Source organism: Serratia sp. TSA_7 (genome assembly GCF_052692135.1).
Genome location: NZ_JBQZFU010000011.1, coordinates 1 through 12,372 on the forward strand (window position 1 = coordinate 1; position 12,372 = coordinate 12,372).

Here is a 12,372-nt window from a genome sequence, read left to right on the forward strand (position 1 = left end):
TAGTGTGCTGATATGGCTCAGTTGGTAGAGCGCACCCTTGGTAAGGGTGAGGTCCCCAGTTCGACTCTGGGTATCAGCACCACTTTATTTAAAGTGGGTTTAGAAGTTCGGCAAAAAGAATTAAAAGAATTTGCTTGGCGGCAATAGCGCGGTGGTCCCACCTGACCCCATGCCGAACTCAGAAGTGAAACGCCGTAGCGCCGATGGTAGTGTGGGGTCTCCCTATGCGAGAGTAGGACACTGCCAAGCATCAATTAAAGCAACAAGCCCTATGCGAAAGCATAGGGCTTTTTGTTTTATCTATTTTTGGGTGTTCTACACGAGCATGGGCATGCGAAAAGCCCGTCGGGAACGGGCTTCAACGCCGCTTGCGGCGGCCCCGAAGGGGGGAGTCTCAGGATGAGACGAATATTGTAAGACACTGCCAGGCATCAATTAAGCCGAGAGGCCATCCGAAAGGATGGCCTTTTTGCTTTTCAGCATTTGCCCGATAACGGTGCTTCATCCCCCTAGGTTCTCAGCAATGAAACATTTTCACCTTACCGTTGAACACTCGACATTGAGCCAAAAAAACGCTATCTTCGGGCATCTAGAAGTCTAAACGTATAAACGGATGTGTGAGGATTAAGCAATGCCGATTCGTGTTCCTGATGAGTTACCTGCAGTCAGTTTCTTGCGCAATGAGAATGTCTTTGTGATGACATCCTCTCGGGCAAAAACACAGGAAATCAGGCCGTTGAAAGTACTGATCCTCAACCTGATGCCAAAGAAGATCGAGACGGAAAACCAGTTTTTGCGTCTACTTTCCAACTCTTCGCTGCAAATTGACATCCAGCTGCTGCGCATCGACAGCCGTGAGTCGAAGAACACGCCGGCGGAGCATCTGAACAATTTTTACTGTGATTTTGAAGACATTCAGGATCAGAACTTCGATGGCCTGATCGTAACCGGCGCCCCGTTGGGGTTGGTTGATTTCTGTGACGTTGCCTACTGGCCGCAGATAGAACGCGTTATCGACTGGGCGAAGAACCACGTCACCTCCACGCTGTTCGTGTGCTGGGCGGTCCAGGCCGCGCTGAATATCCTCTACGGCATCCCGAAGATGACGCGTGAGGAGAAGCTCTCGGGCGTTTATCAGCATCAGACATTGCAGCAGCATGCACTGCTGACTCGTGGCTTTGATGAGACCTTCCTGGCACCGCATTCACGCTATGCGGACTTCCCTACAGAGGTTATTCGTCAATACACGGATCTGGACATTCTGGCCGAGTCGGAGCAAACCGGGGCTTATTTATTCGCCAGCAAAGACAAGCGACTGGCATTTGTGACAGGCCACCCTGAATATGATGCGTTGACGTTAGCGGGGGAGTATTGTCGCGATAACGAGGCCGGCCTTAACCCTGTCGTTCCGCTAAACTACTTCCCCGATGATAACCCCGAACTCACTCCAAAAGCCTCCTGGCGCAGCCATGGCCATCTGCTGTTCGCCAACTGGCTGAACTACTATGTCTACCAGATCACGCCGTACGATCTGCGCCATATGAACCCCACTCTCGAGTAACGTTTTTTACCTTTACCGGCGGCTGAATCGAGGCCGCCGATGTCCTTCCCTCCTGGCCAGAACCCATTTTCCACTCCAAATTCTCAATAAAATCCATTCATTAACAAACACTTATTTTATATTCTGATATTTAATGGAACCGGTTTCCTTGTCGGTTAAATTCGTTATTCAAATTAACTTATTGATAATTATAGGTTAATAAAATATTTAATATTAAAATGGAAATCGTTTTTGATTTTTATTTTTAGTTGAGTATTCTTAGATCCAATGGGGTTGAGATCTGACCAGCCGAGATCGTTTTGCATGCCCTGATCCACATTGATTTCTGATGAAGAAGCGCCTGTCTTCTGGCGACGGCGGGTGCGCAACAATGGGAAGGAGTAAGACAATGACGCAACAGATAGTAGGCACGGAGTTAACGTTTACGCAGGGTTTTACCGCTGCTGAGCGACAGGTGTTAACGGATGACGCGGTCGAATTCCTGGCGGAACTGGTGAGTAAATTTACTCCACAGCGCAACAAGCTATTGGCTGCGCGCGCCTGCTGGCAGCAGAAGATCGATCAAGGCGATCTTCCTGGATTTATTTCGGAAACCACTTCCATTCGTGAAAGTGAGTGGAAGATCCTGGGTATTCCCGATGATCTGCGCGACCGCAGGGTAGAAATCACCGGGCCAGTTGAACGCAAGATGGTGATCAATGCCTTGAACGCCAATGTGAAGGTGTTTATGGCCGATTTCGAAGACTCGCTTGCACCTAGCTGGGACAAAGTGATCGAGGGGCAAATCAACCTGCATGATGCGGTGAACGGCACCATCTCCTATACCAACGAAGCCGGAAAGATTTATCAGTTGAAGCCGAACCCGGCGGTCTTGATCGCCCGTGTACGCGGCCTGCATCTGCCGGAGAAACACGTGCAGTGGCAAGGGGAAGCGATCCCCGGCGGCTTGTTTGATTTCGCACTGTATTTCTTTCACAACTACCGCCAACTGCTGGAAAAAGGCAGCGGCCCTTACTTCTATCTGCCGAAAACTCAGTCCTGGCAGGAAGCGGCCTGGTGGAGCGAGGTATTCAGCTTTACCGAGGATCGCTTTGATCTGCCGCGCGGCACCATCAAAGCCACGGTACTGATTGAAACGCTGCCGGCGGTCTTCCAGATGGATGAGATCCTGTATCACCTGCGCGACCATATCGTCGGGTTGAACTGCGGTCGTTGGGATTACATCTTCAGCTACATAAAAACGCTGAAAAACCATGCTGACCGAGTGTTGCCGGATCGTCAGTCGGTCACGATGGACAAATCGTTCCTCAGCGCCTATTCCCGCTTGCTGATCAAAACCTGCCATAAACGTGGCGCCTTCGCGATGGGCGGCATGGCGGCGTTTATCCCGAGCAAAGACGCCGAGAAAAACGCCTGGGTGCTGAACAAGGTGCGGGCGGATAAAGAGCTGGAGGCCAATAACGGTCACGACGGCACCTGGGTGGCGCACCCAGGGCTGGCGGACACCGTGATGGAAGTGTTCAGCCGGGTACTCGGCGAGCGCCGCAACCAGCTGGAAGTGCTGCGTGAAAGCGATGCGCCGATCAGTGCCGCGCAGCTGCTGGAGCCTTGCGACGGCGAGCGGACCGAAGCCGGTATGCGTGCCAACATTCGCGTGGCGGTGCAATACATTGAGGCCTGGATCTCAGGCAACGGCTGCGTACCGATTTACGGGCTGATGGAGGATGCGGCGACGGCAGAAATTTCCCGTACCTCGATCTGGCAGTGGATCCACCATGAAAAATCTCTCAGCGACGGCCAACTGGTCACCAAAGCGCTGTTTCGTAAGATGCTTGCCGAAGAAGTTCTCGTTATTCAAGAAGAACTCGGTGAGCAACGTTTCAGCCACGGGCGTTTTACCGAGGCCGCGCGCCTGATGGAGAAAATCACCGTTTCAGATGAGCTGATCGATTTCCTGACATTGCCCGGCTACGAATTACTGGCCTGAAAACATTCCTGAACATTAACCCTACATTATTGAAAAGGATAAAAATTATGTCTACCTCACGTACTCAACAGATTCAACAGCTGGAACAGGAATGGAAATCGGCCCGCTGGAAAGGCATCACTCGCCCATACAGCGCCGAAGACGTGATCAACCTGCGTGGCTCAGTCAACCCGGTTTGCACTCTGGCGCAGAACGGCGCTGCCAAACTTTGGGATCTGCTGAATGGCAAATCACGCAAAGGCTACGTTAACTGCCTGGGGGCGCTGACTGGCGGCCAGGCGTTGCAGCAGGCCAAAGCGGGCGTCGAGGCGATTTACCTGTCTGGCTGGCAGGTGGCGGCGGATGCCAACACCGCGACCGCGATGTACCCGGACCAGTCGCTGTACCCGGTGGACTCGGTGCCGACGGTGGTTGAGCGCATCAACAACACTTTCCGCCGCGCCGATCAGATCCAGTGGTCCAACAAGATTGAACCGGGCAGCAAAGGTTACACCGATTTCTTCCTGCCGATTGTCGCCGATGCGGAAGCCGGCTTTGGCGGCGTACTGAACGCCTACGAACTGATGAAAGCGATGATTGAAGCCGGTGCCGCCGGGGTGCATTTCGAAGACCAACTGGCGGCGGTAAAAAAATGCGGCCATATGGGCGGCAAAGTGCTGGTGCCAACCCAGGAAGCGATCCAAAAGCTGGTTGCCGCGCGTCTGGCAGCCGACGTACTCGGCGTGCCAACGCTGGTGATTGCGCGTACGGATGCCGATGCGGCTGATTTGCTGACGTCCGATTGCGATCCTTATGACAGCGAATTCGTTTCCGGTGAACGCACCGCCGAGGGCTTTTTCCGCACCCATGCCGGCATCGAACAGGCGATCAGCCGCGGGCTGGCCTACTCCCCTTATGCGGACATGGTGTGGTGTGAAACCTCAACCCCGGATCTGCAAGCGGCCAAGCGTTTCGCCGACGCGATCCATGCCAAGTTCCCGGGCAAGCTGCTGGCCTACAACTGCTCGCCGTCGTTCAACTGGAAAAAGAACCTGGACGATCAGACTATCGCTCGCTTCCAGGAAGAGCTGTCCGCGATGGGCTACAAATACCAGTTCATTACCCTGGCCGGCATCCACAGCATGTGGTTCAACATGTTCGATCTGGCACACGCTTATGCGCAGGGTGAAGGCATGAAACACTACGTCGAGAAGGTGCAAGAGCCGGAATTCGCCGCCGTTGCGCGTGGCTACACCTTTGCCTCACACCAGCAGGAAGTGGGCACCGGCTACTTCGATAAAGTCACCACCATCATTCAGGGTGGCGCATCCTCGGTGACCGCGCTGACCGGTTCGACGGAAGAGCAACAGTTCTGATGGAACTGCGCTGATAACGGGTATTCCGGAGCCTGCTTATGCAGGCTCTGTTTTCTGGCGGGAGGTAAGGATGGCGGCAAAACTGGAGTTGTTGATCGCACAAACGATCCTGCAGGGCTTTGATGCGCAATACGGCCGTTTCCTCGAGGTGACCGCCGGCGCGCAGCAGCGCTTTGAGCGGGCGGATTGGCCTGCCGTACAGCAGGCGATGAAAAAGCGTATCCATCTGTATGATCATCATGTCGGTCTGGTGGTGGAGCAACTCAAGTGCATCACCGGGCAAAAATATTTTGATGCGGATTTCCCTTGCCGGGTGAAAGCGGTCTATACCGATCTGTTGCCGGAGTACCCGCGTTTTGAGATTGCCGAGAGCTTCTTCAATTCGGTCTATTGCCGTCTGTTCCGGCACCGCGATCTGACGCCGGAAAAGCTGTTTGTTTTCAGTTCGCAGCCGGAAGGGCGTTTTCGCGACATCCCGCGCCCGCTATCGCGCAATTTTACCGCCGGCGGCGACGTCCCGGCGATGCTGCACACCCTGCTGACCGATTTACCCCTGCGCCTGCCGTGGGAGAACTTGCCGCGCGATATTCATTACATCACCCTGGCATTGCAGCAAAGCTTCAGCGCACAGCAACTGGCGGGGGCAACGTTCCAGATCGCCAATGAACTGTTTTATCGCAACAAGGCCGCCTGGCTGGTTGGCAAACTGCGGTTGCCAGACGGCGTTTATCCTTTCCTGCTGCCTATTCATCACAGCGATTCCGGCGCGCTGTTTATCGACACCTGCCTGACCAGCAAGGCCGAGGCCAGCATCGTGTTCGGCTTCGCCCGCTCGTACTTCATGGTTTATGCACCCTTGCCGGCGGCTATGGTCGAGTGGCTGCGCGAGATCCTGCCAGGTAAAACCACCGCCGAGTTGTATATGGCGATTGGCTGCCAGAAGCACGGTAAAACAGAGTGTTACCGCGAATACCTTAGGTTCATGGCCCGCTCGCAGGAGCAGTTCATCATCGCGCCAGGGGTTAAGGGCATGGTGATGCTGGTGTTTACTCTGCCGTCGTTCGATCGGGTGTTCAAAGTGATCAAAGATCAGTTCGCACCGCAAAAAGAGGTGACGCAGGCGCAGGTGATGGCCTGTTACCAACTGGTGAAAGAGCACGATCGCGTCGGGCGTATGGCGGATACCCAGGAATACGAGAATTTTGTCGTCGACAAGGCGCGTCTCAGCCCGGAACTGTTGGCGGAGTTGCAGCGCGAAGTGCCGGGCAAGCTGGAGGATCTGGGCGATCGCGTCGTGATCAAACATCTGTATATGGAAAGGCGCATGACGCCGCTGAACCTGTATCTGGAGCAGGCCAGTGAGCAGCAGATACGCGATGCGATTGAGGAGTACGGCAACGCCATCAAGCAACTGGCGGCGGCCAATATCTTCCCCGGCGATATGCTGTTCAAGAATTTCGGCGTGACCCGTCACGGGCGGGTGGTGTTCTACGATTACGATGAAATTTGTTACATGACCGAGGTGAATTTCCGCGATATTCCGCCGCCGCGCTATCCGGAGGACGAACTGGCCAGCGAGCCGTGGTACAGCGTGTCGCCGAACGACGTGTTTCCGGAGGAGTTCAGGCATTTCCTGTGCGGCGATCGACGCATTCGCCAGGTGTTTGAAGAGATGCACAGCGATCTGTTTACCGCGGAGTATTGGCGCGGGTTGCAACAGCGTATCCGCGATGGGCATGTGGAAGATGTGTTCGCTTACCGCAAGAAGCGGCGTTTCAGCCAGCGCAGCGGCACGGCGCTGCCCGCGACATCCGCCACCGCATAGGGGCGCGGCAAGCCGCGCCCGATACGATTAAGCCGCGGCGCCCGCAACGGCTGCGCGCGCCAATTCGGTGATGCGCGCGTAGTCGCCGTTTTCCAGCGCATCCGCCGGCACCAGCCAGGAGCCGCCGATGCACAGCACGCTTTTCAGCGCCAAATAGTCGCGGTAGTTACCCGGTGAAATGCCACCGGTAGGGCAAAAGCGCACCTGCGGGAACGGGCCGCCGATCGCCTGCAGCGCTTTCACGCCGCCGTTGGCTTCCGCCGGGAAGAACTTGAACTCGCGCAGGCCATAATCCATACCCAACATCAGTTCAGATACGGTACTGATACCGGGAATTAACGGGATCGAACCGGCGGTGGCCGCTTTCAGCAACGCGTCGGTCAGGCCCGGGCTGATGGCGAACTGTGCGCCGGCGTCGGTCACCTGCTGCAACTGCTGCGGGTTAATCACGGTGCCTGCACCGATAATCGCGTCCGGCACTTCCTGGGCAATGGCGCGGATCGCGTCCATCGCGCAGGCGGTGCGCAGCGTCACTTCCAGCACCCGCACGCCGCCGGCGACCAGGGCTTTTGCCAGCGGAACTGCATGTTCGAGCTTGTTGATGACGATCACCGGTACGACCGGCCCGGCCATCAGGATTTGCTCTGCGCTTGTCTTCCAATTGTTCATTAACGATGTTCTCCAGTTATGGCCGCCGCGGCCATGCTAACGATTAAAATTTGATGCAGCAGGCACCTTGTTCAGCGCCGGAAAGCTGGCTGCGCAAGGCGCCGAACAGTTCACGGCCGCAACCGACGTGTTCCGCGCTCAGGTCCGGCTGAGAGGGGGCGCGCTGCGCCAGCACATCGGCATCGACCAACAACTCCAGCTCGCCGGTGCGGCCGTTAACGCGGATCGGGTCGCCGTTTTGCACCTTCGCCAGCAGGCCACCGGTGTAGGCTTCCGGGGTAACGTGAATCGCGGAGGGCACTTTGCCGGAAGCGCCTGACAAGCGGCCGTCGGTCACCAGCGCCACTTTAAAACCGCGGTCCATCAACACGCCCAGCGGTGGCATCAGCTTGTGCAGCTCCGGCATGCCGTTGGCCTGTGGCCCCTGGAAGCGCACGACCACCACGCAGTCGCGGTCCAGTTTGCCGGCCTCGAACGCCGGTACGATGTCGTGCTGGCTTTCGAAGACTACCGCCGGCGCTTCGATAATCTGATTGTCGGTCGGCACCGCCGAGGTTTTCATCACCGCCCGGCCGAGGTTGCCGGAAAGCACCTTGGTGCCACCGTGATGTTCGAACGGTTGGGCAAGGCTGGCGATAACCTTGGCGTCGAGCGAACTTTCCACCCCTTCACGCCAGGCTAGTTGGCCGTTATCCAGCCACGGCTCCTGGGTGTAACGCGCCAGGCCAAAACCGGCCACGGTGTGCACGTCCTCGTGCAGCAGGCCATGCTTCAAAAGCTCGCGTACCACCAAGGCTACGCCGCCCGCAGCCTGGAACTGATTGATGTCTGCCGGGCCGTTCGGGTAGATGCGGCACAGCAGCGGCACCGCATCCGACAGTTCTGAGAAATCGTCCCAGTTGATGATGATGCCTGCGGCGCGCGCCATCGCCACCATGTGCATGGTCAGGTTGGTGGAGCCGCCGGTGGCCAGCAGCGAAACAATGCCGTTCACCACCACTTTCTCATCCACCAGTTGGCCGACGGGCAGATAATTGCCGGCGGTTTCGGTCAGGCGGGTGACCTGGCGTGCGGCGGCGTCGGTCAGCGCGTCGCGCAGCGGCGTGGCCGGGTGAACAAAGGACGCGCCCGGCAGGTGCAGACCCATCACTTCCATCACCATCTGGTTGGTGTTGGCGGTGCCGTAGAAGGTGCAGGTGCCGATGCCGTGATAAGAGGCGGCCTCCGCTTCCAGCAGCGCCAGGCGGTCAGCCTTGCCTTCGGCGTACAGCTGGCGCACGCGCACCTTTTCTTTGTTCGGCAAACCGCTGCTCATCGGGCCGGCGGGCACAAACAGCGCCGGCAAATGGCCGAAGGACAGGGCGGACATCACCAGCCCTGGTACGATTTTGTCGCAGATGCCGAGGAACAGCGCACCGTCGAACATGTTGTGCGACAGGCCAATAGCGGAAGACATGGCAATCACGTCTCGGCTCATCAGCGACAGCTCCATACCGTCCTGACCCTGAGTCACGCCATCGCACATCGCCGGCACGCCGCCGGCCACTTGCCCGACGGCCCCCACCGCGTGCAGTGCCTGCTTCAGCCGCTGCGGATAGTTTTCATAGGGCTGGTGGGCAGAAAGCATATCGTTATAGGCGGTGATGATGGCGATATCGCTGCGCACCATGTTTTTCAGCGCGGCTTTATCATCCGGCTGGCAGGCGGCGAAGCCATGCGCCAGGTTGCCGCAGGCCAGTTGCGAGCGGTGTACGGTTTGGGAGCGGGCGGCCTCGATGCGCGCCAGATAGGCGGTTCGGCTCTCTTTGGAGCGGTCGATGATGCGCTGTGTGACACGAGATAGGGTTGGATTAATCATACCTTCCTCACATTGCTGTTGTTATTGACGTCGCCAGTGGCGCTGCCCCCGGGGGGTGATTGCAGCCCTGATGTGCAATGACCGGGGGCGGGTTATGTCGTTATATTTTTTTAAAACAGGGTGAAGGCGACCATGCCGATGATCCCACCCACGCTGCCCAGAATGGTTTCCATCACCGTCCAGGTTTTCAGCGTTTGCAGTTCGTTGGCGCCGGTAAATTTACCGAACAGCCAAAAACCGGCGTCGTTCACGTGGCTGAGTACGATCGAGCCGCCGGCGATGCAGATAGCCAGCGCGGCCAGTTGTCCACCGCCCAGCCCCAGTTGGCTGGTGACCGGCAGCACCAGGCCGACGGTAGTCAGGCAGGCGACGGTCGCAGACCCCTGAATCACCCGCACTACGGCGGACAGCGCGAAACAGGCTACGGCGATCGGCAGGCCGGCGCCGATCATGGCATCACCCAGCGCCGGGCCAACGCCGGAATCCACCAGGATCTGTTTGAACACGCCGCCCGCGCCGGTCATCAGCAGAATAATCCCGGCGGGTTGCACCGCCGCAGAGCAGATGGCCAGCGTTTGTTCATTGGTCATGCCGCGCGGTTTCGCCAGGCCGTAAATCACGATCAGACAGGCGATCAGAATGGCGGTGAACGGGTGGCCGATAAACTCCAGCCACTGCTGCAATTGAGAGCCGGGCGTAACCAGTCGTGCGCCAATGGTTTTCATGCCGACCAGCACCAGCGGGCAGAGTACCAGCGCCAGGCTAAAGCCAAATGACGGCAGATTGCCTTTATTGAGCGTAGGTTCGTTTTCCTCCGCCGGCATTGGCCAGTTAACGAAGCGGCTGATAAAGCTGCCGTACAACGGACCTGCAATCAGCATGCCGAGAGTGGCGGCGACCAGCCCGATGGCGATCATCCAGCCGAAATCGGCCTTCATCTGCGAAGCCAGCAGCATCGGCACCGGCCCCGGCAGCAGGAACGAAGCGGCTGCCGCGACCCCGGCAAACAGCGGAATAGCCAGCTTGACGATGTTGCCGTCGGTGCGGCGCGCCACGGCAAATACGATGCCGATCAGCAGCACCACCGCCACGTCAAAGAACAGCGGCAGGGCGCAGATCAAACCGGCGATGCCGAGGGCATAATGCGCTTTGCTCTGACCGAAACGTTTCAGTAAATGCGCCGCAATTTGGTCCAGCGCGCCGACTTCATGCAGGATCTTGCCGAACATGGCTCCCAGCGCCACCACAATCGCCAGAAACCCCAGCGTATCGCCCATGCCTTTCTGCATGGTGTCGGCGATGCGGTCGAGCGGCATGCCGGAGAAGATACCGGCGGCGATAGACACCAGCATTAACGCGACGAAGGCGTGCATGCGCGCCTTCATCACCAGGAATAACAGCAGTAAAACCGAGCCGACTGCGGTACCGACCAGCGTTATCGTACTCACGCGCACACGTCCTGTGGCAGGAAGCTTTGGATATGGCGCACCGTATCGGCAATTACGCCTTCCAGCGGCTGGTTGATGTCGACGGCCATCACGTCGCTTTCATCGACGCCCGGCTGTTCCAGCGCGGCGAACTGGGTGACCAGCATTTGCGGTTTGAAGAAGTGGCCGTTGCGCGCCGCCAGGCGGGCTTCGATCACCGGGAAATCACCGTGCAGATAGATGAATGACAGGTTGCCGTTACCGGCGCGCAGGCGATCGCGGTAATGCTTTTTCAGCGCAGAGCAGACGATGATCGACACGCTATTGGTGCGCTGCATGGCGAAGGCGGCGTCGTTGAGCGCGGCCAGCCACGGGGCGCGGTCATCATCGTTGAGCGGCTCACCGGCGGCCATTTTCAGGATATTGCTGCGTGGGTGCAGGAAATCGCCGTCGAGGAACCCGGCGGACAGTTGGCGGGCGGTCGCCGCGGCCACGGCGGATTTGCCGCTGCCGGAAACGCCCATGATGACGTAGATTCGGTTTTGATTGTTGGTCATGGCTTAGCTCCAAAACGGCAAACAGGGTTAGTTGACAGGCGTTGTTACCGGTAACATGTTATCGGTAACATTGTCGAAGGAAGTTTGGCCGGTTGCAATGGGCTTTAGCGGTGAGGATCGTTAACTGTGATCGGCTTCAAGGTTTTTTCGGGGCTGGAAACACTCTACCTACAGAGTTTTACATGCTGACAACAGCATGGGATACGGGGCGCCGCTGGCGGCGCCACGGGGTCACTTCAGCGTACGCCGCCGTACTCCAGACTGATCTCTTTCGCGGCGTGGATCACCAGCGCGCCCAGCTCAATTACGCGGTTATCGGTGATGCGCGACACCGGGCCGGAGATGGAAATGGCGGCGAAGGCTTCCCGGTGCTCGTCGAAGATGCAGGCCGCCACGCAGCGCAGGCCGAGGGCATGCTCTTCGTCGTCGAAGGAAAAGCCCTGTTTGCGGATCTGCGCCAGCCCTTCCTTCAGATTATGCGGCGTCATCGTATGTTGGGTGTAGGTCTGCATGCCCTTTTTATGCAGTAGTTTGGTGACTTGCTCATCCGACAGGGTAGAGAGAAAAGCCTTCCCCGCGCCGGAGGCATGCATCGGCAGTTTACCGCCGATCGGCGCCGACATGCGCATCAGCGCGGTGCATTGCACCTGATCGATAATGATGGCCTGATACTCGCTGGTATCCAGCACGGCCAGATTGACCGTCTCGCCGGATTCTTCCATCAGACGGCGCAGCGTCGGGTGCACCATCGCCAGCAGATTACGGCTTTGCAGAAAGCTGCTGCCGACCACAAAGGCGTGTGAGCCAATGGTCCACAGGCCCAGATCGCCCACTTGCCGCACGAATCCCTGCTGTTGCATGGTGGTGAGCAGGCGGTGAGTGGTGGAATTCGGCAGCCCGGCCTGCTGGGCCAGATCGGTCAGCGCCACGTTTCCCTGGGCTTCGGCAATGTATTCCAGCAGTTTCAGGCCACGGGTCAGCGATTGAACCTGACCGGTCGCCGCGCTGGCGGCCGGCGAGGCGGCGCGGGGCTTTTTGCCGCGTTTGGCGGGAGCGGGGGTGACCATAATTCGCATTCCTCTTTCCGTATGATGGAATTCATTTTCGTTTTTTGCAGATGAATTGCAAGCCGT

9 protein-coding genes, 1 tRNA gene and 1 rRNA gene are annotated in these 12,372 nt (G+C 57.8%); 6 read left to right on the plus strand and 5 right to left on the minus strand.

The genetic code is table 11. The features are described 5' to 3' along the window. Positions 1-6: 6 nt before the first annotated feature. The 6 genes from ACUTQW_RS22885 (at position 7) to aceK (ending at position 6,728) form a co-directional block, all read left to right on the plus strand. Positions 7-82 (plus strand) — tRNA-Thr (locus ACUTQW_RS22885). Between the two features lie 51 nt (positions 83-133). Next, positions 134-249 (plus strand): 5S ribosomal RNA (gene rrf, locus ACUTQW_RS22890). Between the two features lie 382 nt (positions 250-631). Further along, positions 632-1,561 carry a homoserine O-acetyltransferase MetA gene (metA, locus tag ACUTQW_RS22895; protein WP_006328395.1) on the plus strand — a complete coding sequence of 310 codons (930 nt, stop codon included), beginning with the start codon at positions 632-634 and terminating at the stop codon, positions 1,559-1,561. Positions 1,562-1,949: 388 nt separating this feature from the next. Further along, on the plus strand, positions 1,950-3,548 hold the full coding sequence (aceB, locus tag ACUTQW_RS22900) for a malate synthase A (RefSeq protein ID WP_004948910.1): 1,599 nt from the start codon (positions 1,950-1,952) through the stop codon (positions 3,546-3,548). 47 nt (positions 3,549-3,595) lie between these two features. Then, positions 3,596-4,903 carry an isocitrate lyase gene (aceA, locus tag ACUTQW_RS22905; protein ID WP_004948909.1) on the plus strand — a complete coding sequence of 436 codons (1,308 nt, stop codon included), beginning with the start codon at positions 3,596-3,598 and terminating at the stop codon, positions 4,901-4,903. A 70-nt stretch (positions 4,904-4,973) separates the two neighbouring features. Beyond that, positions 4,974-6,728 carry a bifunctional isocitrate dehydrogenase kinase/phosphatase gene (aceK, locus tag ACUTQW_RS22910; protein WP_006328392.1) on the plus strand — a complete coding sequence of 585 codons (1,755 nt, stop codon included), beginning with the start codon at positions 4,974-4,976 and terminating at the stop codon, positions 6,726-6,728. 27 nt (positions 6,729-6,755) lie between these two features. On the opposite strand, the gene ACUTQW_RS22915 is transcribed toward aceK, so the two are convergent. The 5 genes from ACUTQW_RS22915 to iclR form a co-directional block, all read right to left on the minus strand. After that, positions 6,756-7,397: a bifunctional 4-hydroxy-2-oxoglutarate aldolase/2-dehydro-3-deoxy-phosphogluconate aldolase gene (locus ACUTQW_RS22915; protein ID WP_020439908.1), complete on the minus strand. Its 642-nt coding sequence runs from the start codon at positions 7,395-7,397 to the stop codon at positions 6,756-6,758. Between the two features lie 43 nt (positions 7,398-7,440). Next, the gene (edd, locus tag ACUTQW_RS22920) at positions 7,441-9,255 is read right to left on the minus strand and encodes a phosphogluconate dehydratase (RefSeq protein WP_006328390.1); all 1,815 of its coding nucleotides are present in this window, start codon (positions 9,253-9,255) and stop codon (positions 7,441-7,443) included. 110 nt (positions 9,256-9,365) lie between these two features. Continuing rightward, positions 9,366-10,703: a gluconate transporter gene (gntU, locus tag ACUTQW_RS22925; RefSeq protein ID WP_004948895.1), complete on the minus strand. Its 1,338-nt coding sequence runs from the start codon at positions 10,701-10,703 to the stop codon at positions 9,366-9,368. Then, positions 10,700-11,239 (minus strand): gluconokinase, encoded by a 540-nt coding sequence (gntK, locus tag ACUTQW_RS22930; RefSeq protein WP_004948892.1) that lies wholly within the window; start codon positions 11,237-11,239, stop codon positions 10,700-10,702. The genes gntU and gntK overlap by 4 nt, the downstream gene beginning before the upstream one ends. Positions 11,240-11,475: 236 nt before the next feature. Further along, positions 11,476-12,306 (minus strand): glyoxylate bypass operon transcriptional repressor IclR, encoded by an 831-nt coding sequence (iclR, locus tag ACUTQW_RS22935; protein WP_004948889.1) that lies wholly within the window; start codon positions 12,304-12,306, stop codon positions 11,476-11,478. Between the last annotated feature and the right edge of the window lie 66 nt (positions 12,307-12,372).